26 protein-coding genes are annotated in these 24946 nt (G+C 63.0%); 16 read left to right on the forward strand and 10 right to left on the reverse strand.

Annotated features, from left to right (window positions below; translation table 11 throughout):
- The first annotated feature begins 5 nt into the window (after positions 1-5).
- The 6 genes from XB14_RS22875 to XB14_RS22900 all read left to right on the forward strand — a co-directional run bounded on the left by XB14_RS22875 (position 6) and on the right by XB14_RS22900 (position 7950).
- Positions 6-1808, forward strand: coding sequence for a M24B family metallopeptidase (locus XB14_RS22875; protein WP_077964422.1), 1803 nt, complete (start codon positions 6-8; stop codon positions 1806-1808).
- Between the two features lie 223 nt (positions 1809-2031).
- Positions 2032-2763, forward strand: a complete 732-nt coding sequence (locus tag XB14_RS22880; protein ID WP_077964423.1) for a DeoR family transcriptional regulator — start codon at positions 2032-2034, stop codon at positions 2761-2763.
- Positions 2764-2935: 172 nt separating this feature from the next.
- Positions 2936-3949, forward strand: coding sequence for a deoxyribose-phosphate aldolase (deoC, locus tag XB14_RS22885; protein WP_077964424.1), 1014 nt, complete (start codon positions 2936-2938; stop codon positions 3947-3949).
- A 5-nt stretch (positions 3950-3954) separates the two neighbouring features.
- Complete coding sequence (locus tag XB14_RS22890) at positions 3955-6339, forward strand: aldehyde dehydrogenase family protein (protein WP_077964426.1); 2385 nt, start codon at positions 3955-3957, stop codon at positions 6337-6339.
- A 126-nt stretch (positions 6340-6465) separates the two neighbouring features.
- On the forward strand, positions 6466-6918 hold the full coding sequence (locus tag XB14_RS22895; RefSeq protein ID WP_077964428.1) for an RbsD/FucU family protein: 453 nt from the start codon (positions 6466-6468) through the stop codon (positions 6916-6918).
- 96 nt (positions 6919-7014) lie between these two features.
- Positions 7015-7950, forward strand: coding sequence for a ribokinase (locus tag XB14_RS22900; protein ID WP_077964430.1), 936 nt, complete (start codon positions 7015-7017; stop codon positions 7948-7950).
- A 25-nt stretch (positions 7951-7975) separates the two neighbouring features.
- Here XB14_RS22900 and XB14_RS22905 read toward each other — a convergent pair whose 3' ends face one another.
- The 5 genes from XB14_RS22905 to XB14_RS22925 all read right to left on the reverse strand — a co-directional run bounded on the left by XB14_RS22905 (position 7976) and on the right by XB14_RS22925 (position 12118).
- Positions 7976-8482 (reverse strand): GAF domain-containing protein, encoded by a 507-nt coding sequence (locus tag XB14_RS22905; protein WP_143348505.1) that lies wholly within the window; start codon positions 8480-8482, stop codon positions 7976-7978.
- A gap of 74 nt (positions 8483-8556) precedes the next feature.
- Positions 8557-9297, reverse strand: a complete 741-nt coding sequence (locus tag XB14_RS22910; protein WP_077964804.1) for an ABC transporter ATP-binding protein — start codon at positions 9295-9297, stop codon at positions 8557-8559.
- Positions 9294-10127: an ABC transporter ATP-binding protein gene (locus XB14_RS22915; protein WP_034799458.1), complete on the reverse strand. Its 834-nt coding sequence runs from the start codon at positions 10125-10127 to the stop codon at positions 9294-9296. Before XB14_RS22915 ends, XB14_RS22910 begins: the two co-directional genes overlap by 4 nt.
- On the reverse strand, positions 10127-11032 hold the full coding sequence (locus XB14_RS22920; RefSeq protein ID WP_077964434.1) for an ABC transporter permease: 906 nt from the start codon (positions 11030-11032) through the stop codon (positions 10127-10129). Before XB14_RS22920 ends, XB14_RS22915 begins: the two co-directional genes overlap by 1 nt.
- Positions 11033-11044: 12 nt before the next feature.
- On the reverse strand, positions 11045-12118 hold the full coding sequence (locus tag XB14_RS22925) for an ABC transporter permease (protein ID WP_077964436.1): 1074 nt from the start codon (positions 12116-12118) through the stop codon (positions 11045-11047).
- 129 nt (positions 12119-12247) lie between these two features.
- Here XB14_RS22925 and XB14_RS22930 point away from each other — a divergent pair, with 129 nt between their 5' ends.
- The 3 genes from XB14_RS22930 to XB14_RS22940 all read left to right on the forward strand — a co-directional run bounded on the left by XB14_RS22930 (position 12248) and on the right by XB14_RS22940 (position 15081).
- Positions 12248-12928, forward strand: coding sequence for a helix-turn-helix domain-containing protein (locus XB14_RS22930; RefSeq protein ID WP_234804121.1), 681 nt, complete (start codon positions 12248-12250; stop codon positions 12926-12928).
- A 10-nt stretch (positions 12929-12938) separates the two neighbouring features.
- Positions 12939-14528 carry an ABC transporter substrate-binding protein gene (locus XB14_RS22935; RefSeq protein ID WP_077964439.1) on the forward strand — a complete coding sequence of 530 codons (1590 nt, stop codon included), beginning with the start codon at positions 12939-12941 and terminating at the stop codon, positions 14526-14528.
- A 124-nt stretch (positions 14529-14652) separates the two neighbouring features.
- Positions 14653-15081 carry an OsmC family protein gene (locus XB14_RS22940; RefSeq protein WP_077964441.1) on the forward strand — a complete coding sequence of 143 codons (429 nt, stop codon included), beginning with the start codon at positions 14653-14655 and terminating at the stop codon, positions 15079-15081.
- 82 nt (positions 15082-15163) lie between these two features.
- Here the strand turns inward: XB14_RS22940 and XB14_RS22945 are convergent, their stop codons facing one another.
- The 5 genes from XB14_RS22945 to XB14_RS22965 form a co-directional block, all read right to left on the reverse strand.
- Entirely contained in the window at positions 15164-16459 is a 1296-nt protein-coding gene (locus tag XB14_RS22945; protein ID WP_077964443.1) for an MFS transporter, read from the reverse strand.
- 224 nt (positions 16460-16683) lie between these two features.
- Entirely contained in the window at positions 16684-17079 is a 396-nt protein-coding gene (locus tag XB14_RS22950) for a MarR family winged helix-turn-helix transcriptional regulator (protein WP_077964445.1), read from the reverse strand.
- Between the two features lie 65 nt (positions 17080-17144).
- Positions 17145-17675, reverse strand: coding sequence for a GNAT family N-acetyltransferase (locus tag XB14_RS22955; RefSeq protein ID WP_210190038.1), 531 nt, complete (start codon positions 17673-17675; stop codon positions 17145-17147).
- A gap of 68 nt (positions 17676-17743) precedes the next feature.
- Complete coding sequence (locus XB14_RS22960) at positions 17744-18265, reverse strand: hypothetical protein (RefSeq protein ID WP_077964449.1); 522 nt, start codon at positions 18263-18265, stop codon at positions 17744-17746.
- 53 nt (positions 18266-18318) lie between these two features.
- Positions 18319-18744, reverse strand: a complete 426-nt coding sequence (locus XB14_RS22965) for an Lrp/AsnC family transcriptional regulator (RefSeq protein WP_043613515.1) — start codon at positions 18742-18744, stop codon at positions 18319-18321.
- Positions 18745-18836: 92 nt separating this feature from the next.
- On the opposite strand from XB14_RS22965, the gene XB14_RS22970 reads away from it, so the two are divergent.
- The 7 genes from XB14_RS22970 (at position 18837) to XB14_RS23000 (ending at position 24937) form a co-directional block, all read left to right on the forward strand.
- Positions 18837-19919, forward strand: a complete 1083-nt coding sequence (locus XB14_RS22970) for an ornithine cyclodeaminase (RefSeq protein WP_210190044.1) — start codon at positions 18837-18839, stop codon at positions 19917-19919.
- A 1-nt stretch (position 19920) separates the two neighbouring features.
- Entirely contained in the window at positions 19921-20892 is a 972-nt protein-coding gene (gene ctlX / locus XB14_RS22975; RefSeq protein WP_077964462.1) for a citrulline utilization hydrolase CtlX, read from the forward strand.
- Between the two features lie 31 nt (positions 20893-20923).
- Positions 20924-21727, forward strand: a complete 804-nt coding sequence (locus tag XB14_RS22980; protein WP_034799482.1) for a dimethylarginine dimethylaminohydrolase family protein — start codon at positions 20924-20926, stop codon at positions 21725-21727.
- 28 nt (positions 21728-21755) lie between these two features.
- On the forward strand, positions 21756-22556 hold the full coding sequence (locus XB14_RS22985; RefSeq protein WP_077964471.1) for a transporter substrate-binding domain-containing protein: 801 nt from the start codon (positions 21756-21758) through the stop codon (positions 22554-22556).
- A 165-nt stretch (positions 22557-22721) separates the two neighbouring features.
- Positions 22722-23435 (forward strand): ABC transporter permease, encoded by a 714-nt coding sequence (locus tag XB14_RS22990; RefSeq protein WP_077964472.1) that lies wholly within the window; start codon positions 22722-22724, stop codon positions 23433-23435.
- Entirely contained in the window at positions 23432-24136 is a 705-nt protein-coding gene (locus tag XB14_RS22995) for an ABC transporter permease (RefSeq protein WP_234804122.1), read from the forward strand. Before XB14_RS22990 ends, XB14_RS22995 begins: the two co-directional genes overlap by 4 nt.
- A 36-nt stretch (positions 24137-24172) precedes the next feature.
- The gene (locus tag XB14_RS23000; RefSeq protein WP_077964474.1) at positions 24173-24937 is read left to right on the forward strand and encodes an ABC transporter ATP-binding protein; all 765 of its coding nucleotides are present in this window, start codon (positions 24173-24175) and stop codon (positions 24935-24937) included.
- Positions 24938-24946 lie beyond the last annotated feature (9 nt).

Consider the following 24946-nt stretch of genomic DNA (forward strand, 5'->3'; position numbering starts at 1 on the left):
ACATCATGGATACGCGTGCAAGGCCGGATATCTCCGGCCGCATCGGCGCCCTGCGGCGCAAGCTTGTGGAAACCGGGCTCGACGGCTACGTCGTGCCGCGCTTCGACGAACATCAGGGCGAATACTGCGCGCCGCATGACAATCGGCTGGCTTTCGTCACCGGGTTCACCGGCTCCGCCGGTGTTGCGATCGTCATGCGTGACCGCGCCGCGATCTTCGTTGACGGCCGCTACCAGGTGCAGGTGCGCGACGAGGTTGATCTCGGCACCTTCGCGATCGAGCACTTCTATGACGCGCCGCTCAAGGTTTGGCTGAAGAACAATCTGCGCAAGGGCGAACGGGTCGGCTTCAATGCCATGCTTTTGCCTTCCACCTGGGACGCGGATTGCAGCCGTTCGGTCGAGCTGGCCGGCGGCCTCTGGTCGCCTGTCGAGGAAGACCTTGTCGATGCGGTCTGGACCGACCAGCCGGAAAAGCCGCTCGGCAAGATCACCGCCTTCCCGGTCGCCAATGCCGGCGAAAGCGTTGCCGACAAGAAGCGCCGCATCGCCGCCATGCTGGCGGAGCAGGGGGCCGACCTCCTGGTTGAGGCGCAGCCAGACAATATCGCCTGGTTCCTCAACGTTCGTGGCCGCGACGTCGCCTTCAACCCGATGCCGCAGTCCTTCCTGATCTTCGACCGTTCCGGCAAGACGGAATGGTTGGTCGATCACCGGAAGCTGCCGAATGATCTCTCGGATTTCGAACTGGACGATGTCGCGATTGCCGAGCCCGGCCAGTTGCTGGGCCGCGTCAAGGCGATGGCGGCCGGACGTACGGCGCTGATCGATCCGGGCTTTGCCCCGTCGGCGACCGCCCACGCGACGCGGGCTGCCGGCGGCACCGTCCAACTCGCCAGAAGCCCCATCACGCTTGCCAAGATGCACAAGAACGCGACCGAGCTCTCGGGCTTTCGTGATTGTCACCGCCTGGACGGTGCCGCCTGGGTCCGCTTCTTCGCCTGGCTCGAAGGAAGCGCCGTCGAACGGGACGCAAGCGGAAAACCTGTGACGGAACTGGAAGCGGAAGAGCGCATCCTCGCCTACCGCCAGATGGCCGAGAGTTTCGTCGAGCCGAGCTTCCGTTCGATTTCGGCGGCCGGCGGCCACGCCGCGATGTGCCACTATGCGGCCACCGCGGCGAGCAACGGGCTGATCCGGAAGGATGATGTCTACCTGCTCGATTCCGGCGGGCAGTATCTGACCGGCACCACCGACGCGACCCGCACGACGGCGATCGGTCCGGTCAGCGACGAGATCCGTCGCGCCTATACCGCCGTTCTCAAGGGGCTGATTTCGATGGTGTCGCTGAAGTTCCCCAGGGGAAGCTTCGGCCACCAGCTCGACGCCTTTGCCCGCCGCCCGCTCTGGGATCTTGGTCTCGATTATGACCACGGCACCGGCCACGGCGTCGGTCATTTCCTTTCGGTCCACGAACAGCCGCAGCGCTTCGATCGCCGCGTCAACGAGATCGAGCTGAAGCCGGGCATGGTGACGACGATCGAGCCCGGTTACTACAAGGCCGGCGCCTACGGTATCCGCATCGAGAACCAGGTGGAGGTGGTGGATGACGGCGACGGGTTTCTGAGTTTCCGCAGCCTGACCCTGGTGCCGATCGACTTGCGGCTGGCGGATCTCGATCTGCTGACGACGGCCGAGCGGACGTGGCTCGATGTCTATCATCGCCGCGTTGCCCAGGAACTGGACGGTCTGCTCGATCAGGAGACCGTGGGCTGGCTGGCTGAACGGACGGCGCCGATCGGAGTTTGATGGCTTCCCGGTCGGCTTTCCGCGACGGAGAACAATGGGAGCGGCGGGCCGAGTGGTCCGCCGTTTTTCTTTCCGGGAACGACTGTTGCTCGACGGCAGTCGCCGTGTGCCGCCTTTCATCCAATGTGCCTCCTCTTGCTTGCGTGATACGATTTGTGATATTTGTCACAAAACCTGTTCGAGCCATGAGAGGCTGCGGAACACGTCGATCACGGAAGAAATCATGGTCAGCCGCAAGACAGCTCGAGTCATCCAACTGGCCGACGCCCTTTCCGGGCGCCGGGTTCTGCATCTGCGCGATGCCGCCGCCCTGCTTGGCGTCTCGGAAATGACGGTTCGGCGTGATGTGGCCGACAATCCCGGCCAGTTCGCCTTTCTCGGCGGCCATATCGTGCCAGCGGGCGAGATCGAACCGGACGCGCCCTACGAGCTTGCGCGCGAGGCTGACAGTCATGCGGCCGCCAAGCGCGAGGCCTGCGTCCATGCCGCCCGTCGCATTCGTCCGGACGAGACGATCTTCATTGATTGTGGTACGACGCTTGAATATCTCGTCGACCTCATTCCGGAAAATTATTCAATAACAGCAGTCTGTTACTCGCTGAACGTGGCAGAGAAGCTAACCCGCAAGTCGAATGTGCGGACCGTTATGTTAGGGGGCGTCTATCACCCCTCGTCGGCGTCGTTCTCCGGCAACTCAGGTCTGGAGACGCTCGATTCGCTCGGCATCAATGTGGCCTTTCTCTCGGCGGCCGGTGTCGACCCGGGACGTGGTGCGACATGTGTGCATTTTCACGAAGTGTCGGTGAAGCAAAAAGTCATTTCGCTGGCGCGCGAGAGCCATCTGGTCGTCGATCTCAGCAAGATCGGCAAGCTGAAGCCGGCTTTTTTCGCGCCAATCGGCGTTTTTCGCTCTATCATCACTGAAGAGGGCGAAACGCAGTTGCCAGGCCTGTGAAGCGGGTGTCCGCAAGAATGTTACGAAATCGTCCAAACGGCAGTGTCTCACTTGACACTCGTTGTTGTTGATGGAATGGTAACAAAAATTCGATAGAAAAATAACAAAAAAGAGTTCTCGGCGGCTGTGCTCGAGTGCGGCCGGTCGTGACAGGGAGTTCAAGGAGCATCGCTTGGAAGACCTTGCTGTGAAAACTGGCGCGCCGAAGGCCGCGCATTCGCCGGCGGCGGGCCATAACTGGCCGCGCAACAACGGTATGGATCTGGATCTTGGCTGGGTGCTGGACCAGCGCGTCAACCTGTCTGCCGCCGAGCGTCGCGTTGCGACGCTGCCGGGTCGCCGGACGGTCAAGAAGGACGCGCAGGCGGCCTGGCTCTTGAAGGCCGTCACCTGCATCGACCTTACCACCCTCAATGGCGACGACACGACGGAGCGCGTCAAGCGCCTCTGCGCCAAGGCACGCCAGCCGGTGCGCCAGGATCTGCTCGATGCGCTCGGCATGGGCGGTCGCGGCATCACGACGGGCGCTGTCTGCGTCTATCATCGTTTCGTTTCGACGGCTGTCGAGGCGCTTGATGGCTCGGGTATCCCGGTCGCAGCCGTCTCCACCGGCTTTCCGGCCGGTCTCATCCCGCATGACGTCAAATTGCGTGAAATCGAAGCCTCGGTCGCCGACGGCGCCAAGGAAATCGACATCGTCATCACCCGCGAGCATGTGCTGACCGGCAACTGGCAAGCGCTCTACGACGAGATGCGCGACTTCCGCGCCGCCTGTGGCGATGCCCACGTGAAGGCGATCCTGGCGACGGGCGACCTGAAGACGCTGCGCAACGTCGCGCGCGCCTCGCTCGTCTGCATGATGGCAGGCGCGGATTTCATCAAGACCTCGACCGGCAAGGAAGGCGTCAATGCCACGCTGCTGGTGACGCTCGTCATGCTGCGCATGATCCGCGCCTATCAGGAGCAAACCGGCCTCAAGGTCGGCTACAAGCCGGCCGGCGGCATCTCGGCCGCCAAGGACATCCTGAACTACCAGTTCCTGATGAAGGACGAGCTCGGTCGCGAATGGCTCGAGCCGGATCTCTTCCGCATCGGCGCATCGAGCCTGCTCGCCGACATCGAGCGCCAGCTCGAGCATCACGTGACCGGCGCCTACTCGGCCCTCAACCGACACCCGATTGGATGATCCCGATGACCGTCGCAAGGTATTTTGACGAAATGTCCTATGGTCCCGCCCCTGAAGCCGACACGGAAGCGCGCCAGTGGCTGGCGCGCCACAAGGGCGAATTCGGCCACTTCATCAACGGCGCCTTCGTGGCGTCCGCTTCCGGCAAGACCTTCGAGACCAACGAGCCGGCAACCGGCAAGCTGCTCGCAAAGATCGCGCTCGGCGGCTCGAAGGACGTTGACGATGCGGTTGCCGCCGCCCGCAAGGCGCAAGGTCCCTGGGCGAAGCTGCCAGGCCACGCCCGCGCCCGCCATCTCTATGCGCTCGCCCGCATGATCCAGCGCCATGCGCGCCTGATCGCGGTCGTCGAGGCGCTCGACAACGGCAAGCCGATCCGCGAAACCCGCGACATCGACGTGCCGCTTGCGGCCCGCCATTTCTACCACCATGCCGGTTGGGCGCAGTTGCAGGAAACCGAGTTTGCCGATCAGGTGCCGGTCGGCGTCGTCGGCCAGGTCATTCCGTGGAACTTCCCGTTCCTGATGCTTGCCTGGAAGGTCGCGCCCGCTCTGGCGCTCGGCAACACCGTGATCCTCAAGCCGGCAGAATTCACGCCACTGACGGCGCTGCTCTTTGCCGAACTCGCAGCCGCTGCTGGTCTGCCTGCCGGCGTGCTCAACGTGGTGACCGGCGAAGGCGAGACCGGGGCGTTGATCGTCGAACATTCCGACATCGACAAGATTGCCTTTACCGGCTCGACCGAGGTCGGGCGCCTCATTCGCGAACGCACCGCCGGGACCGGCAAGTCGCTCACGCTCGAACTTGGCGGCAAGTCGCCGTTCATCGTCTTTGACGATGCCGATATCGACGGCGCCGTCGAAGGTGTCGTCGATGCCATCTGGTTCAACCAGGGCCAGGTCTGCTGCGCCGGCTCGCGCATCCTCGTTCAGGAAGGCGTGGCACCGCTGTTCTACGAGCGGCTGAAGCGCCGCATGCAGACGCTGCGCGTCGGCCATCCGCTCGACAAGGCGATCGACATGGCGGCGATCGTCGCTCCGGTGCAACTGCAGCGGATCGAGAGCCTCGTTGCCAAGGGCGTTGCCGAAGGCGCTGCCCTGCATCAGCCGAAGATCGAACTGCCGAAGGGCGGCAGCTTCTATCCGCCGACGCTTCTGACCGGCGTGCAGCCGACATCGATCGTTGCGACCGAAGAAATCTTCGGGCCCGTCGCCGTCTCCATGACCTTCCGCACCCCGGAAGAGGCTATCCAGCTTGCCAACCACACGCGCTACGGTCTTGCGGCCAGCGTCTGGAGCGAGACGATCGGTCTGGCCCTGCATGTCGCGGCCAAGCTCGCCGCGGGTGTCGTCTGGGTCAACGCCACCAATCTCTTCGACGCGTCCGCCGGTTTCGGCGGCAAGCGCGAGTCCGGCTTCGGCCGCGAGGGCGGCCGTGAAGGCTGCTACGAATATCTGAAGCCGAAGGCCTGGCTCGGTCGCAAGCTGCGGCCCGCCGTCACCGAACCGGCGCTGAAGCCCGTCGCCGGCGATTTCGCCATGCCTGATGTCGACCGCACCGCCAAGCTCTTCGTCGGCGGCAAGCAGGCGCGGCCCGATGGCAACTACAACCGCAGCGTCCTTTCGCCCAAGGGCAAGGTGCTCGGCGAAGTCGGGGAGGGCAACCGCAAGGATATCCGCAACGCCGTCGTGGCAGCGCAAGCCGCATCCGCCTGGTCGTCGGCAACGACGCACAACCGCGCGCAGATCCTCTATTACATAGCCGAAAACCTGAGCGGCCGCGCCGATGAGTTTGCCGACCGTATCGCCGACATGACCGGTGCGTCTGCGGGCAACGCCAAGGCGGAGGTCGAAGCCTCGATCGCGCGCCTCTTCACCTATGGTGCCTGGGCCGACAAGTACGAAGGGGCCATCCACCAGCCGCCGCTTCGTGGCGTCGCGCTCGCCATACCCGAGGCGATCGGTGTCGTCGGCGTGGTCTGCCCGCCGGAAGCGCCGCTTCTCGGCATGATCAGCATGGTTGCGCCGCTGATCGCCACCGGCAACCGCGTCGTCGTCGTGCCAAGTGAACCGCATCCGCTGGCCGCAACCGATTTCTATACGGTGCTGGAAACCTCCGATGTCCCGGCCGGCGTCGTCAACATCGTCACCGGTTCGACAATCGAACTGGCAAAGACGCTGGCAAGCCACAACGATGTAGACGCGCTCTGGGCTTTCGGTTCACCGGAGCTCTCGACGCTGGTCGAGAAGCTCTCGGTCGGCAATCTGAAGCGCACCTTTGTCGACTATGGCAAGGCGACGAACTGGCTCGATCGCGACGCGGCGGAGGGCCCGGCCTATCTGCGCCGCGCGACCGACGTCAAGAACATCTGGATCCCCTACGGCGAGTAGCGGATCCTCCGCGCGGGCCGGAGGGAGCCCGCTCGCGGGCACTTGCGTGGGGGGAGGCGGCTTTCCCTCTGCGCGCACGAGGGAGATTTGCGCCGGGCATGGTCACCGGTGCCGGAGGAGGAATGAATGCTCAAGAATATCGATCCCGCCCTCAATGCCGACGTGCTGCACGCACTTCGCGCCATGGGGCATGGCGACACACTGGCGATCGTCGATACGAATTTTCCAGCCGATGCCGTCGCGCGTAAATCCGTGATCGGCAAGCTGCTGCGGATCGACAATGTGTCCGCCGCGCGGGCGATGGAGGCGGTCCTTTCCGTTCTGCCGCTGGATACCCCGTTACAACCTTCGGTCGGCCGGATGGAAGTGATGGGCGCGCCGGATGAGCTTCCGGCCGTCCAGCGGGAGGTTCAGGCTGTGGTGGACAGGGCAGAGGGCAAGTCGGCGCCGCTTTACGGCATCGAGCGTTTTGCTTTCTACGAGGAAGCGAAGAAGACCTATTGCGTCATCGTTACCGGAGAAACCCGCTTTTATGGCTGCTTCCTTCTCACCAAGGGGGTCATTCCACCCGTAGCGTGACGCCTTCGGGGCGCCCGCGCCGAACCTCCCTTCAACCAACGACATTCGGTTGCGTCCATTGCGCGGCCGCAGATATTTTTTGAGGAAGTGCAGACGATGCAGGCTGGCGTTTCGATACTTGGGATCTTCGTTGCGGATACGGCTTACCTCGCACGCCGGATGCCGGCGGTCGGCGAAACAATCATCGGCAGCGGGTTCTCGGTCGGTCCCGGCGGCAAGGGGTCGAACCAGGCGGTGGCTGTCGCGCGCGCCGGCAGCCCGGTGGCCTTCATCTCGCGGCTGGGGCGAGACACATTCGGCGACATGGCGCTGCGCACCTATGAGGACGCAGGTGTCACGACGAAAATCGTGCTGATGGACGATCTGCCGACCGGTGCCGCCTTCATCTACGTCAACGACCAGAACGGCGAGAACGCCATCATCGTTTATCCCGGCGCTGCCGGTGCGATCGACGTCGGCGATGTCGAGGCGGCGCGCGAAACCATCGAGACGTCGCGGGTGTTCGTCACCCAGCTGGAGCAGCCGGCTGCGGCCGCCCAGCACGCGCTTGAAATCGCCCGCGCGGCCGGCGTCGTGACGGTCTTCAATCCGGCGCCGGCGGAGCCGTTTCCGGATGTGATCTATCCGCTGTCGGACTATATCGTGCCGAACGAGACCGAGGCTGCGGCCATCGTCGACTTCGCGCTCAATTCGGTCGACGACGCGCGGCGTGCCGGGGATGTGCTTCTTGCCAAGGGAGCGGGGGCCGCGCTGATCACGCTTGGCGCGCGCGGCGTGCTCTATCACAATCACGACCAGTCCGTGCTGGTGCCGGCAATGGCGCCGGGACCGGTAATCGATACGACCGGGGCAGGGGACGCCTTTGTCGGGGGATTTTCTGCAGCGCTGGCGCGGGGCCTTGCGCCTGTCGAGGCGGTGCGCTTCGGCTGCGCGACGGCCGGCATTGCGGTGACGCGCCGCGGCACAGCGCCTGCCATGCCGACGCTTGCGGAGATCGAAGCGTTTCTGGCGAAGAGCAAAGCCGCCCGCTGATCGCGGACGGCCTTGAGAATTTGGCTTACTTCTGCTCGGCGCGTGCGGCGGCGAGGAAGGCGAGCTTCGCCGGCATTTCCAGGTGCTTGGAGAGTGCCACGCGCTCCGGCGTGTAGTGGTGCTCGACGTCGAGGCAGTTGACCGTGCCGAGCAGTTCGCCGCCGACCACAACCGGGATGTTGGCGACCGAGCCGCAGCCGAGCGACCAGATGGTTTCGTGGTCGCCGAAGACCTTGGAGATGTCGACGATGGTGTTGGCGACGAAGGTCTGGTGCGCCTTGTGCACGATGTCGAACCAGCTGTCGTAGCGGATCGGCTTGGTGCCGGAGGTCGGGTATTCCTCGGGGTGCGAGGTGTAGCCGCGGCGGGCGACTTCGTTGACCATGTCGACCGTCATGATGGTGAAGAGCTTGGCGCCGATGACCTGGCGGCAAAGCGTCTGCAATGCGGTCCATACCGCATCGGCATCGGTGGTCTTGGCAATCGCCGCGTCGAATTCCGCCAGCGCGGCAGCGATCTGTTCACTGTTCATGCTATGTCCTTGGGGTTACGCGATATTTTAGCGCGGGACGCGGGCAAAAATCCGCCCGCGTTTCCTGTCCCGAGCTAGTTGGCATGCGCGGCGCTGATCTGCATCAGCTCGCGCGAATAGGGATCCTTGAGGTCGCCGCGCTTCAAATCGGCGACGTCGCCCACTTCGACGATGCGGCCCTGCCGCATGACGGCGAGGCGATCGCAGAGGAAGGAAACGACGGCCAGATTGTGCGTGACCATCAGGAAGGTGAGGTTCTGCTCGCGCCTGAGGCGCTTCAACAGGTTGAGGATTTCGGCCTGGACCGAGACGTCGAGTGCCGAGGTCGGCTCGTCGAGCAAGAGTACTTTCGGCTTCAGCATCAGCGCGCGGGCAATGGCGACGCGCTGGCGCTGGCCGCCCGAAAGCTGGTGCGGGAAGCGAAAACGGAACTTGCGATCGAGGCCGACCGAGGTCATGACCTCCTCGATGCGGGCGTTGCGGTCGCCGATGCCGTGGATCGTCAGCGCTTCGCCGAGCGTCGCGTCGACCGTCTTGCGCGGGTGCAGAGAGCCGTAGGGGTCCTGGAACACCATCTGGCATTGGCGCGAAAAGGCCCGGTCGATGCCGTGGCCGCGTGGCCAGCCGAGCACGGTGATTTCGCCGGTCCATTCCGGCGCGAGACCGGCGATCGCCTTCAGCACGGTCGATTTTCCCGAGCCGCTTTCGCCGACAAGCGCAAAGCTCTCGCCGTCGGCGATGTCGAGATTGACGTCGTGGGTGATCTGCACGTCACCATAGGAAATGTCGAGGTTCTTGAGAGAAAGCGCGGTCATGCCTTGGCCCATGCGCTGCGGTCGAGCACCGGCAGCTCGTCCCGTGTTTCATCGAGGCGCGGGATCGAGGCGATCAGCCCGCGTGTATACGGGTGTTTCGCCGCCATTAGTTCGCCGGCCTTGCACTCCTCGACCACCTCGCCGGTGTTCATCACGAGGATGCGGTCGCAATAGCTGGAGACGAGGTTCAGGTCGTGGCTGATGAAGATCAGCCCCATGCCCTTGCGCTTCACCAGTTCGTCGATGATGTCGAGCACCTGGGCCTGGACGGAGACGTCGAGCGCCGAGGTCGGTTCGTCGGCGATCAGAAGGTCCGGCTCGGGGATCAACATCATCGCGATCATCACGCGCTGGCCCATGCCGCCCGAGACCTCGTGCGGATAGAGCTTGGCGACGCGTTCCGGATCTGCAATGCGCACCGATTCCAGCATCGTAAGCACGCGAGCGTTGACCTCGCGGCGCGGCAGCTTCTGGTGCGTCAGCAACGCTTCGGCGATCTGCTCGCCGATGGTCATGACCGGGTTCAGCGAGAACTTCGGGTCCTGCATCACCATGGAGATGCGAGCACCGCGGATGGCGCGCATCTGCCGCTCGGACTGCTTCAGGAGGTCGACGCCGTCGAAAACGAGCTTGTCGGCGGTGACCCGGCCCGGTGCCCGGATGAGCTGCAGGATCGATCGGCCGGTCATCGACTTGCCCGAGCCGCTCTCGCCGACGATGCCGAGGCGTTCGCGGCCAAGCGTGAAGGAGATGCCACGCACGACTTCGAGGTCGCCGCGGGGCGTCGGGAAGGTGACGCGCAGGTTTTCGACTTCGAGAAGATTGCTCATCAGCGCTGCTCCCCGCTTTTCGGATCGAGAACATCACGCAGGCCGTCGCCGAGGAAGCAGAAGCCGAGGCTGACGAGAATGATGGCAAAGCCCGGCATGGTCGCAACCCACCACTGGTCGAGAATGAACGAGCGGCCGCGCGAGATCATCGCACCCCATTCGGGCAGCGGCGGCTGGGCGCCGAGGCCGATGAAGCCGAGGCCGGCGGCGGTCAGGATGATGCCGGCCATGTCGAGCGTGACGCGGACGATCATCGAGGAGGTGCAGAGCGGCAGCACGTGGCCGAGATTGACGCGCAGGCTGGAAGCGCCGAGCAGGCGAACCGCCGAGATGAACTCCGAGTTCTTGAAGGTGAGCGTTTCGGCACGCGCCACCCGGGCGTATCCGGGCCAGGAGGTAATCGCGATCGCGATGATCGCGTTTTCGATGCCGGGGCCGAGGGCGGCGACGAAGGCGAGCGCCAGGATCAGCTTCGGCAGCGACAGGAAGATGTCGGTGATGCCCATCAGGATACGATCGACCCAGCCGCCGAAATAGCCGGCGGCAACGCCGATGACGAGACCGGCGGGTGCTGCGAGCACGGCGACCAGCGTGACGATCGCCAGCGTAATGCGTGAACCGTAGACGACGCGAGACCAGATGTCGCGGCCGAGTTCGTCGGTTCCCATCCAGTGGGCGACGCTCGGTGGCAGCAGGCGCTCGCCGAGCGACTGGCGCAGCGGATCATGGGTGGCGAGCCACGGGGCGAAGAGCGCGGTCAGCACCAAGACGAGGATGATCACGGCGCCGACGACGGCGAGCGGATTGCGCATCAGAGCGCCGAAGATGCGATAGAAGCGGCCGAGGCGCGCCTGCATCGGCGAGGCGGGGCTGTCGTCGATCAGCCAGTCGCGAAATGTGGTCATGTCCGCCTCCTCTTAGCGTGCACGCGGATCGAGCACGCGATAGAGCACGTCCGAAATCTTGTTGATGCCGATGAAGACCGCGCCGATGACGAGGGTCGAGCCGAGCACGGCCGCCATATCGGCGTTGAGCAGGGCGACGGTCAGGTAGTTGCCGATGCCGGGCCAGGAGAAGATCGTCTCGATCATGACAGAGCCTTCGAGCAGTCCGGCATAGGAAAGTCCAATGACGGTGATCAGCGGCACGCGGATCGGCCGGAAGGCATGGCGCCAGATGACGAGGCGCTCCGGCACGCCTTTGACGCGCGCGGTGGTGACATATTCCTGGCTCAGCTGGTCGAGCATGAAGGACCGCGTCATGCGAGCGATATAGGCAAGCGAGAAGAAGCCGAGGCAGGAGGCCGGCAGGATCAGGTGCCAGACGGCGTTGCGGAAGATCTCCCATTCGCCGGCGATGATGCTGTCGACGAGGATCAGGCCGGTGACCGGCGAGACCATGCCGTCATAGAAGATATCGACGCGGCCGGGGCCGCCGACCCAATTCAGCCGCGCATAGAAGATCGCGAGGCCGACGAGACCGAGCCAGAAGGCCGGCACCGAATAGCCGAGCAGGCCGATGACGCGGATGCCCTGGTCGAGCCACGAGCCGCGGCGGGCGGCGGCGAAAACGCCGAGCGGCACGCCGATCAGCACGCCCAAGATGATGCCGAGCGTCGCCATTTCGAGCGTCGCCGGGAAGACGCGGGCGAGATCCTCGATAACCGGCTTACCCGTCGAAACCGAGGTGCCGAAATTGCCGGTGGCGACGTCGCCGACGTAGCTGACGAACTGGGTGATCAGCGGCTGGTCGAGGCCCATCTCCTGGCGGACCCGCTCATAGACGGCGACCGGCGCTCGGTCCCCGACGACGGCCAGAACCGGATCGATCGGCACGATGCGGCCGATGAAGAAGGTGATGGCGAGCAGGCCGAGGAAGGTCACCGCAAGCGTGATCAAGAAGCCTGCCAATGACGTGAGACGCTGCCGGTTTCGGCTTGGTCTGGCGGCGCGGCGCGCCGGCGCTGCTGCGGTCGTGCTGTCGTTTGCCACGTGGCGTCACCATCCCTCTTCGCTTGCGGTCTCACCTGTCGATACCGCAAAAATTCGCTTGGAGTATATAAATAAGTTTGCTTAAATCAAAAAAATTTTACTGAGGCGGAAACGGGAGGAACTACCGCTGTGAGCGATCCGTCTGAGGAAACGGAGGCCGCTTCGGGCAAGTCCGGGGCAGGGCAGCCAAAGGTGGGTGCGCTGGTGCGCGCGCGCCGGCGACAGATGCATATGACGCTGCAGGCATTGAGCGATGCGGCCGGCGTCTCGGTCGGCTACTTGAGCCAGATCGAGCGCGATCTTGCCATGCCATCGCTCGGCACGTTGGCGCAGATCGCTCAAGGGCTCGGCGCGGAACTGAACCATTTCATCCTGGCGCCGGCGATCGACACCGGTCTTTCACGCGCCGAAGGGCGCATGGTGTTTTCGGTCGGCGGTTCGCCGGTTTCCTATGAGCGCATCGGCGCGGATTTTGCCGGCAACCAGCTTTCGAGCTTCGTCATCACCATTCCGCCGGGGCACCGTTCGGAGGTCTTCAGCCATGAGGGCGAAGAGCTCGTCTACATGCTCGAGGGAGAGATTCTGTTCGGGCTCGATGGCGATGACACGATGCTTTCGCCAGGGGACGGCCTGCACTTTCGCGGCATCCAGCCGCACTACTGGTGGAACAAGACCGCCGCACCCGTGCGGCTGATCTGGACCGGCACGCTGCCGCTCTTCCGACTGCGCGCATCCCAATCCAACGAGACCGGGGCGCCGCAATCGGCGCTGAAGCCGGCACCGACAAAAACCAAGCCTCATCGAAAATAGGAGAATGATGATGAGAATGTTCAAGGCCGCGGTCTTCGCGGCGTCCCTTATGATGAGCGTGGCACCGGCCGCACTCGCCGAAACGCCGGCGGACGTGCTGGTCGTTGCCCAGAATATCGATGACATCGTCAGCATCGACCCGGCTGAGGCCTACGAGTTCTCCTCGGGCGAATACGTCACCCAGACCTATGACCGCCTGGTGCAGTATGATGCGCCCGACGTGAAGAAGCTGGCGCCGGGTCTCGCCTCCGCATGGACCGCCGACGATGCCGCCAAGACGATCACCTTCACGCTGCGTGACGGCGTCACCTTCACCTCCGGTAACCCGCTGCGCGGCGAAGACGTCGTCTACTCCTTCAAGCGCGTCGTGGTTCTCAACAAAGCGCCTGCCTTCATCCTGACGCAGCTCGGCTGGACGCCTGAAAACATCGACAAGATGGTGGTAGCCGACGGCAACAAGGTCACGATCAAGTACGAAGGCGACTTCTCGTCAGCCTTCGTTCTCAACGTTCTCGCCGCCCGTCCGGCTTCGGTCGTCGATGCGGAAACCGTGAAGTCGAACGAAGCCGACGGCGATTATGGCAATGCCTGGCTGAAGGCCAATTCGGCCGGTTCCGGTCCCTTCGTGCTCAAGGCCTTCCGCGCCGGCGAACTCCTGAACCTTGCGAGCAACCCTAACTATTTTGGCGGCGCCCCGGCCCTCAAGGGCGTGATCATCCGTCACGTGGCCGAAGCCGCGACCCAGCAGCTGATGCTGCAGACGGGCGACGTCGACATGGCGAAGAACCTGACGCCGGACCAGGTGTCGGGACTCGAAGGCAAGGATGGCGTGAAGGTCGAATCCTATCCGCAGGCGGCCGTGCACTTCCTGTCGTTCAACCAGAAGAATGCGGCGCTTCAGCCGGAAGCCGTCTGGGAAGCCGCGCGCTACCTCGTCGATTACAAGGGCATGACCGAGAGCTTCCTCAAGGGGCAGATGGATGTGCACCAGGCCTTCTGGCCGAAGGGCTTCCCGGGCTCGCTCGACGAAACCCCTTACAGCTACGACGTCGAAAAGGCGAAGAAGATCCTCGCCGACGCCGGTATCAAGACGCCGATCAAGGTGACGCTCGACGTCATCAATTCGACGCCGTTCACCGACATGGCGCAGTCGCTGCAGGCTTCGTTTGCCGAAGCCGGCATCAACTTCGAGATCGTCCCGGGCACCGGCAGCCAGGTGATCACCAAGTACCGTGCGCGCACCCACGAAGCCATGCTGCTCTATTGGGGCCCGGATTTCATGGACCCGCATTCGAACGCCAAGGCTTTCGCCTATAACGAAGACAATGCCGACGACAAGTATCAGTCGACCACCACCTGGCGTAACGGCTGGGCGGTTCCGGCAGAACTTAACGAAGCGACCAAGGCAGCCCTCAAGGAAGCCGATCCGGCCAAGCGCGACGCGCTTTACGTCGACCTGCAGCGCAAGGTGCAGGAAAAGTCGCCGATCGTGATCATGTTCCAGGCAGCGACCCAGGTCGCGATGAAGGACAAGGTCGAAGGCTACGTCAACGGCGCCACTTCGGACTTCGTCTTCTACCGCCTGGTGAAGAAGAACTGATCCGCCCGCGATCGCCCTTGCGCCGATCCTAAAAGGCGCACATATCAAACGCCCTGGGCCCTTGCGGCCCAGGGCGACGTGTTTTTACCGTTCGGTTTTGGAAGTTCTGGGAAGGTTTTGTGAAATGGCGGATGTGAAGGTGAGGACGCGGGAAACCGGAGCGACGGCCGTGGTCGGCAAGACCGGGTTTCCGCATGTGACCTCGGTGACCGGCGGCGAGCTCGATATCGTCACCGGCCCGTCGCAGGCGGGCTACGGCCCGCTCGACCTGCTCTATGCGTCGCTTGCAAGCTGCCTGGTGCTCAGCGCCCGCATTGCCGCGAGCCGCTTCGGCGTGCTCGACCGGTTGACGGAAGTGAGCGCCAAGGTGACGGGCGAGAAGGCCCATGACGAGCTGTCTCGCGTGGCAAAATTCAACATCGTCTTCGACATCAAGGGCGATTTCGACGATGCGGTCCGCCATGCGATCGCGGAAGCGGCCGAAAACGAGATCTGCACCGTCAGCAACACGATCCGTGGCAATCCGGAATTCGTGACCGAGTTCGCGCACTGACCCTCGTCGGTCTCCAGGTTCAGACTAAAAGGGCGGGCTGCCACTGGCAGCCCGCCCTTTTTGATGCAACCGGCAGAAGGACTCAAGCCGGCTGCGGTGCCAGTGCCTCCGGCTGACGCCGACCGATCGTCAGTACCAGCAGGGCGGCGACGATGCAGAGCATGCCTGCGGCGAGCAGCGCCGGCGTATAGGTTTCAAGCGACGTGCGGCTGGCGCCGGCGAGGAAGGTCGCACTGGCGGCACCGAGCTGGTGGCCGGTGAAAACCCAGCCGAAGACAAGCGCTGCCCGTTCCGGACCGAAGCGTTCGGCCGCGAGCTTCACGGTCGGCGGCACGGTTGCGACCCAATCCAGACCGTAGAATATCGCGAAGATCGACAGCGTGTAGATGTTGAAGCCGCTGAACGGCAGGAACATCAGCGACAGGCCGCGCAGTCCGTAGAACCAGAAGAGCAGCCAGCGGTTGTCGTAGCGATCCGACAGCCAGCCGGAGCCGATCGTCCCGATCAGATCGAACACGCCGATCAGCGCCAGCAGGCTGGCTGCGGCGACGGGAGCAATACCCACATCGCCGCAGATCGAGACCCAGTGGGTCTGGATCAGGCCGTTGGTGCTGAAACCGCAGACGAAGAAGGTGGCAAACAGCACCCAGAAGGTGTTGGTCTTCGCGGCGTCGGAAAGCGCGCGGATCGGCGCCATCAGCAGGGCCCCGAAATTCATTGCCTTCGGCGGCGCCGGCACCATCTGCTTCGAACCGAAGGGCGCGAGGCCAAGGTCGCTTGGGCGATCCTGCATCAGCAATAGGACCAGCGTGAAGGCTGCCAGGAGGATGACGATGATCAGCGTCAGAGCCGAGCGCCAGCCGATCGCTTCGGTGAGGGAGGCGAGCAGCGGCAGGAAGACCAGCTGGCCGGTGGCGTTGCTGGCGGTCATAAGCCCGACGACGAGCCCGCGCCGTTTGTCGAACCAGCGCGTTGCGACCGTCGCTCCGAGCACCAGGGCCGTCATGCCGGTGCCGACGCCGAGCACCACGCCCCAGATCGCGATGAGATGCCAGAGTTCCGTCATGTAGAAGGAGGCGACGATGCCGGAGACGATCAGCACGAGCGCTGTCGAAACGACCTGACGTACGCCGAAGTGGTTCATGAAGGATGCGGCGAAGGGGCCGAGCAGGCCGAAGAGGCAAAGCCGGATCGCCAGTGCCAAGGAGATTTGGGCATTGGACCAGCCGAACTCGGTTTCAAGTGGTTTGATCAGCACGCCGGCCGAGCCCATGGCGCCGGCGGTCGACAGCATGACGAGGAAGGTGACGGCGGCGACAGCCCAGCCGTAATGGATGTTGCGTCTGGCAAGATAACGCGCAAGCGCCGGACCGAGCATCGTCGATTTCCTTTTGTCCATGTTTTTAAGGTGTGCGAGAGCGCCGCGCGGGCTTGCAGGGCGCGTTCGCGAGTTCAGATTGTGTCTGGCAGTTTGTTGCCGGGACCCGGCAAGCCAGTTCGCCTAGAGCACCCGCTTTCGAGTGAAACTACTGGAAGCGCAAAGATGATTTAGAATCAAAGCGCTAGAGCCGTCCTTTGTGGGTTCGGTTGACGAGCAGCGCTCTAGAGCGCCAGCAGCAGGTCCTCCAACTGTGCGCTTGCGTCGGTCCCCAATCGAGCCTCGATCTTGTCTTGTGCGGCCTGCCAAAGCGGCGCGCCGTCGACGAGAATCCGATGGCCGTTTTCCGTAAGCTCGACGATTGCCTCCCTTTGATCCTTGCCGCTCCCGGTCGCAGCCAGCCCCATTCCCTCCAGCACCTTGACGTTGCGGCTGACCGTCGAGCGTTCGAGTTCGATCTTGCGCCCGAGTTCGGTCATCGAGATCGGTTCATCGCGCGCGATGTGGCGAAGCAGACTGAACTGGGCGAGGTTGAGGCCAATCGGCTGCAGCGCGTCGTCGTAGACCGACGTCACTCTGCGGGTGGCTTTGCGTAAGAGGGCACAATAACAACGAGGCATGATGTGTGTATATACACGCAATTGCCGGCAGTCAAGACCTGAGCTTGAACGGTCACATCGGGCGACTACCGCGACAGATCGATCGTTGATCGATCCAGGCGAAGCCGAAGAACGTGGTTCAGGTATGCCTGGTCGCCGATCCTGAAATGGGTTTGCCCGACCTTCTCGAAGCCGTTCGCAAGGTAGAAGGCGGTGGCCCTTTCATTCTCGGCGTTCACCGCCAGCCATGTGCTCGGCTGGCCGGCATTCCGGCCGTATTCAAGGCCGGTTTCGAGCAGCCTCTTGCCGACACCGCGACCATGGTGGCGCGGTTGCACATAGAGGGTCGTAATCTCCAGATCGGATGAAGCACCGATCGGCGCCGGCGAATTCGACGACATCCGCAGGAAGCCATCGATGCCAACCGCATTTTGTGAAACCCAGATGGTTTCGTTCTCCTGAGACAGAATGTCCTCGAAGCGAGCCGTGGTGAATTCAGCCAGCGCATAGTCGGCAAAGAACGCGTTGACGCCATCGCGGATGTAGGTGTTGAGCCAAACTTCCAGGCTGATTGCGGCGAGGCTGGATGCATCCTCTGCGGTTGCGGTTCTGATCAAGGGTTCATCCTTCACGTCTTGCATTTCCGCGAACGTTTGGCATGGCGGTGGCGGTCCGCATCAGTTGCTCAGTCGACAAACGGTTCGAGTTCCTTGTCGAAATCGACGTCGACGACGTTGTTGAAGAGCGCCGTCGCCACCATGATGCCGCAGAAGGCGACGAGGTCGACCTGCGCCTTGGCGTCGTAGCGGGCCTTCAGGCCGGTCCAGATCTCCTCCGGCACGGCATTGCTGTCGGCGACGATCGCGCGGCCGAAGGCGATCAGTCGCTGTTCGTCTTCGGTGGGCGAGACGGTATGGAAATCGATGCCGGCGTTCGCAAAGGCGCGGCGGAAGAAGCCCATGGCGATTGGCGAGTGCATTGCCTCCGAGATGGAATGGGAGAGGAACCAGATCTCCCGGTCGTCGAGTGCCGGGCGCAATTCCTCACGCAGCGTGAACCACTCGGCATAGATCCGGTGCGCGACCGGCGAATGTAAAAGCGTGCGCTTCATGTTGGTCATGCGTCCTCGGACGCGCACCTCCTCGTCATGGGCGGCGCGGATTTCGTCGGATGCGGTGTCGTAGTCGATCTGGGGAATATGGCTCACGGTCTTGCCTGTCTTTGAAGGACGCACGGTGGTGCGTTTGTGATGCTTGGGAATTAGACGGTGCTGAGCAGAATGCTCGTTTCGCTGTTCGATACGCCGTCGACATCGCGAACCTCGCGCAGGATGCGGTCGAAATCGCTGAGGCTGTTGGCGCGGATTTCGGCGACCAGATCCCAGCCGCCATTGGTCGTATGAAGGGCGTAAAGCTCGGGCAGGCCGCGCAGGTACTTGATCACTTTGGTGGTGTTGCGGCCGCTGACTTCGATCATCATGATCGCACGGATGGCGCGATCATCATAATCCTGCCGCACGCGCAGCGTGAAGCCGAGCACCGCGCCGCTTTCGAGCAGCCGGTCGATGCGCGTCTGCACCGTGGCCCGGGAGATGCCGAGCACTGCGGCGATCTTGGAGTAGGGCGCGCGGCCGTCTTCTCGCAAGAGCGAGATGAGCTGGTGATCGAGGTCGTCGAAGATATGCATGAAAACTGTATAATACGACTGCGCAAAATGCTCAATAAGGCTTTGCATATTAGGCAGGTTTAAAATTTCAACTCACTTCTTGCAAGCCTAGGCTGACTTCATCGAATTTCTCCGATGGAGTTTTAAACGTGGTTCAGTATGTCGGTGTCGGCAACGTAATCGAGCTGGTCAAATCGATCGGCATCGAGACGTTCCTTGTGGGTCTTGCGGAATATATCGAGGATGATTTCCGCCGGTGGAATGCATTCGAGAAAACCCCGCGGCTGGCAAGCCACTCGAAGACGGGCGTCATCGAGCTGATGCCGACCTCCGACGGCGAGCACTACGGCTTCAAATACGTTAACGGCCATCCGAAGAACCCGAATGTCGGCTTGCAGACGGTGACTGCCTTCGGCGTGCTCTCCGATGTCAGCACGGGGTACCCCTGTCTCGTTTCCGAAATGACCATCATGACGGGTCTGCGCACCGCGGCGACATCGGCGCTTGCCGCGAAGTACCTCGCACGTCCTGATGCCCGCTCGATGGCGATCATCGGTCTCGGCGCCCAGTCGGAATTCCAGGCGCTGGCCTTCCGCGCGCTCCTCGGCGTCAAGCGCCTGCAGGTCTTCGACATCGATGCCGAAGCCGCTGACAAGTTCTGCAACAACCTCGCGGATATGGACTTCGACATCGTCGTCGCAGCCACCGCGGAAGAAGCCGTTGCTGGCGCCGACATCATCACCACGGTCACGGCCGACAAGCGCAACGCCACGATCCTCTCCGACAACATGGTCGGTGCCGGCGTGCACATCAACGCTGTCGGTGGTGACTGCCCCGGCAAGACGGAACTGCAGGGCGATATCCTGCGCCGCGCCGACGTCTTCGTCGAATATCCGGAACAGACCCGCATCGAGGGCGAGATCCAGCAGATGGCGCCGGATTTCCCGGTGACCGAACTCTGGCAGGTCATCGCCGGCGAAGCCGAAGGCCGCCGCAGCACTGCCCAGATCACCATCTTCGATTCCGTCGGCTTTGCCACCGAGGACTTCTCGGCCCTGCGTTTCCTGCGCGACAAGATCCAGGGCACGGCCTTCTACACCGAGCTGGACCTCACGACGCAGCCGGAGCATCCGCGCGATCTCTACGGCCTGTTCCGGCAGCAGCCGGCCGCCTTTGCCGAGCGGAGCGTTGCCTGAGATGAAGAGACTGTCCGTACAGGCGCCGAAGGGCGTCGTCATGATCCGTCCGCACCATTTCGGCCCGAACCCGATGACTGCCGAGGACAACGCCTTCCAGGCGACCGATGAGGCGCGCCAGCCGACGGCGATCGCCAAGGCGGCCTATGACGAGGTCAGCCGCATGGCTGATGGGCTCGCCGATGCCGGCGTTGCCGTACACCTCTTCGAGGATGAAACGGCGACGCGGCCGGATTCGGTCTTCCCGAACAATTGGTTTTCGACCCATTCCGGCGGCCATGTCGCGATCTATCCGATGTATTCGGAGAGCCGCCAGAGCGAACGCCGCCCTGACATCATCGAGATGCTGAAGAACGAGTACCGCGTTCAGGACGTGATCGATTACTCCGGCCTTGAAAAGGACGGTGTCTATCTCGAAGGCACGGGCGCCATGGTGCTCGACCATATCGGTCGCGTCGCCTATGCCGCACGTTCCAACCGCACCAACGAAGTGGCGCTCGAACGTTTCTGCACCCACTTCAACTTCGAGCCGATGATTTTCGGTGCTGTCGATCGCCAGGGCAACTCGATCTATCATACCAATGTGCTGATGTGCATCGGCACCGAGTTTGCGCTGATCGGCACCAGCATGATCCCGGACATGGCCCGCCGCCAGGAAATCTGCGCGCGGCTTGAGGAGACCGGCCGCCAGGTGATCGACCTGACGCTTGAGCAGATCGAAAATTTCGCCGGCAATGCCATCGAGCTCGACGGTGCCGACGGTCGCGTCGTCGTCATGTCGGCGCGTGCTCTCGCGTCGCTCCGTCCCGATCAGATCAAGGCGCTCGAAGCCTCCGCCCGTGTTCTCGCCTTCGACGTTCCGACCATCGAACTTGCCGGCGGATCCGTGCGCTGCATGCTCGCAGGCGTTCATCTGTCCCGTCGGGAAAACGTGAACAAGCAACCGCTTTACGCCGCCATGTCCGATCGATAGAAGCACCTCATCCAAGCCAAAGGTACTACAAATGTCGCAGTCACGTCCCGTCTACCAGTTCAACAACATCATCGTCCGCACCCCGTCGAAGTCGGTCGTCAACGGCCTGCGCGCCGATGACCGCGGCAACCCCACCTTCGAAGGTGTAAAGGCAGAACATGATGCCTATATCGCGGCGATGAAGGACGCGGGCGTGAAGGTAACGGTGCTGCCGGCGCTCGAAGCCTTCCCGGACTCGATCTTCGTCGAGGATCCGGCGCTCGTCTTCACCGAAGGCGCGATCCTGCTGCGTCCGGGCGCCGAGACCCGCGTCAAGGAAACGCCGGAAATCGAACCGACGCTGCGCGCCATGTTCGAGACCGTGCTCGACCTGCCGGGTACCGGTTTCGCCGATGGCGGCGACGTGCTGACGACCCGCGAAAGCGTGATGATCGGCCTTTCGGCCCGCACCAACAAAGTCGGCGCTGAAGCCCTTCAGGCTTGCCTCACCAAGCTCGGCCGCAAGAGCGAGATCGTCGCGACGCCGGAAGGTGTTCTGCACTTCAAGACCGATTGCTCGCTGCTCGACGACGAGACCGTGCTGTCGACCGCGCGCCTTGCCAAGTCCGGCGCGTTTGAGCGTTTCAAGCAGGTGATCATTCCCGAGGGCGAAGAACCCGCGGCCAATGCATTGCGCGTCAATGACGTCGTCATGGTCGGTTCCGACTTCCCGCGCACGATCGAGATGCTCGACAAGCTCGGCTACAAGGTCGTGCCGATGAAGACGACGGAGATCGGCAAGATCGACGCGGGCCTGTCCTGCATGTCGCTGCGCTGGTTCAGCAACACGCTCTGATCCGACGCAATCCCCGAGGAGGAACATTATGAAGACGTTGAAGACCGCCCTGTTCGCAGGGATCGCCCTTTCCATGGCTGCGGGCAGCGCCCTTGCCGAGGACACTCTGCGCCTCGGCATGACGCCGGAGCCCTATATGCCCTTCACCCAGGTCAATGCCGGCGGTGAGTGGGAGGGCCTGGAAGCCGACCTTTCCCGTGCGCTTTGCGAAAAGATGGCCGTCAAGTGCGACATCAACCAGATGGCCTGGGACGGACTGATCCCGTCGCTCAAGGAAAATAAGATCGATTTCATCATCGGCGCCTTCTCGATCACCGACGAGCGTCGTCAGGTCGTCGACTTCTCGGCGCCGTACTACACCGAGGGCACGTCTTTCGTCGGCTCCAAGGGTGACACGAGCGAGATCAAGACGATCGACGCGGCGGACGGTTCCGGCAAGATCATCGATCCGGCAAGTGTCGAGGGCAAGATCATCGGCGTGCAGGCGTCGAGCGTCCAGTCGGCCTACGTCACCAAGTACCTGACCGGCGCCGAAGCCAAGAGCTACGACACCGCCGACAATTCGGTCGCAGACCTCATTGCCGGCCGCGTCGATTATGTGCTGATCCCCGATCTCTACATCCAGACGTTCCTCAAGACACCTGAAGGTGCCGACTACGAGGTCAAGGTCGAAGTGCCGAAGAACGTCACGCTCGGCGAAGGTGTCGCCTATGCCGTGCGCAAGGGTGACGCTGCGACGCTCGACAAGGTCAATGCCGGTCTTGCTGCCCTGGAGAAGGACGGGACGACGCAGAAGCTCGTCGACAAGTGGATCTTCGGCAAGAAGTGATCGCATGATTTGGAAGCCGGCGGCGGTCTTGGATCGCCGCCGGCCTCGATCGCCAAACCGGCCGCAGCGTCGGGGCACCATCGCAGCACGCGCTACAGACGCTTGGCCGACCTGAGGGCCAGCAGCGCCGGGGCTGACGAGACACTCGGGAACAGGTAACGACGGATGGACTATTACTGGCAATTGCTTGCCTGGGGCGGCGAGGGCTGGGGCGACGATTTCGCCTGGGGCCTGTTGATGACCTTGCAGGTGTCCGTGGTCGCCTATGCGGTTGCGGTTCTCTTCGGTTTCCTCGGTGCGGCCGGCAAACTCTCGAAGCACCGCGTCCCGCGGCTGCTTGCGGACATCTATACGACGGTTGTCCGCTCGCTTCCCGAACTTCTGGTCATCCTGCTTCTCTATTTCTCGGTCGCAAGCGGTGCTGAACGGCTGTTGAAGCACTTCGGCCTCGTTGCGGAGGGCTTCCAGTTCAGCCCGTTCTGGGCGGCGATCATCGCGCTCGCCTTCGTTTCCGGCGCCTTCATGACTGAGGTGCTGCGCTCCGCCTTTCTTTCGGTCCCCGCGGGCCAGATCGAGGCGGCGGTCTCGATCGGCATGTCCAGGCAGAAGATCTTCACCCGCATCGTCTTCCCGCAGATGATGCGCCACGCGGTTCCCGGCATGGGCAATCTCTGGCTGTCGATCACCAAGGAAAGCGCCATCATCAGCGTGCTCGGATCGTTCAGCGAGCTGCTCTACACCGGCTATCGCGCTGCCGCCGGCACCAAGCAGTACATCTTTTTCTACGGGCTGACGGCCATCCTGTTTCTGGCGATAACGCTCGTTTCCGTGCTGGTGATCGCTGAGATCGAGCGCCGCCTCAACCGGGGGCATCAATGATGGAAACGATCTCCAACGTCATCGGTTTCCTGCCGGCGCTGATCAAGGCCACCCCGTTGACGCTGCTCCTGACGGCGGTCGCCGGCGTCTTCGGCCTGGTCATCGGTACGCTCGTGGCGCTCGCCCGGCTTTCCGGCCGCCGCGTGCTTTCGGTTCCGGCCTATGTCTTCACCTTCGCCTTCCGCGGCACGCCGCTGCTCGTGCAGATCTATCTGATCTACTATGGCCTTGGGCAGGTCCTGCCCGGCACCTGGGTGCGCCACAGCTTCCTTTGGCCCTATCTGCGTGACGGCCTGTGGTATGCGATCTTTGCGCTCAGCCTCAACCAGGCGTCCTATAACGCGGAGGTTATCCGCGGTGCGATCAAGGCGATCCCGCGCGGGCAGATCGAAGCGGCAAAGTCGATCGGCATGCGCTCGTCGATGATCCTTCGCCGCATCACCCTGCCGCAGGCGTTCCGCTCCTGCCTGCCGGTGCTGACGGGCGACCTGATCATCCTGCTGAAGACGACGTCGCTTGCCTCGACGATCACCGTCCTCGAGGTGATGGGCACCGCCCGCATCTTGCAGCGCCAGTCGCTGTTGACCTTCGAGCCGCTGATTGCCGCCGGCATCATCTATTTCACCGTCGTCTTCATCCTGACGCGCATCGTGGGCGTCGCCGAGAAGCGGCTCACGCGCTACCGCACGGCGAAGGCATAAAGAGGAGGCGCGCCAAGGCGCGCGAGAGGAACGAACATGGTCGCATCAGCGCTTTCGGTGAAGAACATTCACAAGAGCTTCGGGTCCGTCGAGGTGCTGAAAGGCGTCTCCTTCGAGGCCAAGTCCGGCGACGTCATCTCGCTGATCGGCAGCAGCGGCTCCGGCAAGAGCACGCTTCTGCGTTGCATCAACTATCTGGAGACGCCGGACGAGGGCGAGATCTCCGTCTCGGGCGAGGTGATCCGCACGGTCAAGGGCAAGGACGGCAAGTTCCATGCCGTCGACAGGCGGCAACTCGAACATATCCGCACCCGTCTCGGCATGGTGTTCCAGAGCTTCAATCTCTGGTCCCACAAGACCATCCTCGAAAACATCATCGAAGGGCCGATCCATGTGCTCGGCATGACGAAGAAGGATGCGATCGGCGAAGCCGAACTGTTGATGGAAAAGGTCGGCATCACGCCCAAGCGCGATCATTATCCCAATCAGCTCTCCGGCGGCCAGCAGCAGCGCGCCGCGATCGCAAGGGCGCTGGCGATGAAGCCCGAGGTCATGCTCTTCGACGAACCGACCTCGGCGCTCGATCCGGAACTCGTCAACGAGGTGCTGCTCGTCATCAAGAAGCTCGCCGAAGAGGGGCGCACCATGGTGATGGTCACCCATGAAATGTCACTCGCCCGTGATATCTCCACCGAAGTGATCTTCCTGCACAAGGGCCTGGTCGAAGAGCGCGGCGCGCCGTCTGAGATGATGCGTGACCCGCAATCGGCGCGCCTGCGCCAGTTCCTGCAGATGGCTTGAGGAGGCCCC

Origin of the sequence: Ensifer adhaerens (genome assembly GCF_002007205.1) — a bacterium.
GTDB classification, from domain to species: domain Bacteria; phylum Pseudomonadota; class Alphaproteobacteria; order Rhizobiales; family Rhizobiaceae; genus Ensifer; species Ensifer adhaerens_D.